This window comes from Aeromonas enterica (assembly GCF_054052465.1).
The window spans coordinates 1-355 of sequence record NZ_JBSTYL010000072.1 but is presented as its reverse complement, the minus strand read 5'-3'; the positions used below and the strand labels follow the sequence as shown (position 1 = coordinate 355).

Sequence of the window (355 nt, the reverse complement as noted above, 5' to 3'; positions counted from 1 at the left end):
AAGGTAACCCTAGGGGAACCTGGGGTTGGATCACCTCCTTACCTTAAGATGTCGAAGTTGTTGAGTGTTCACACAGATTGCCTTGATTCAAAGTAGTTAGAGCAAAGACCTGATGCGCAAGCGTCAGTGCTTATCTGACTTAGGTCAGATGAGAGAAGCCCTATCATTGGGTTTTGGGATGTGAATAATGGCGCTCGGCCTCGCAGGCTCGGCACTCACCATTACCCAAAATCTGCACTGCTAACGCAGCGCAAAGATGATTTTGGGTCCCCTTCGTCTAGAGGCCTAGGACACCGCCCTTTCACGGCGGTAACAGGGGTTCGAATCCCCTAGGGGACGCCACTTCTCTTCTTGC

At 51.5% G+C, this 355-nt stretch carries 1 tRNA gene; it reads left to right on the top strand.

The window, feature by feature from the left end:
* Positions 1-266: 266 nt before the first annotated feature.
* Positions 267-342: transfer RNA gene (locus ACW5XD_RS23950), tRNA-Glu, on the top strand.
* The last annotated feature ends 13 nt before the right edge of the window (positions 343-355 follow it).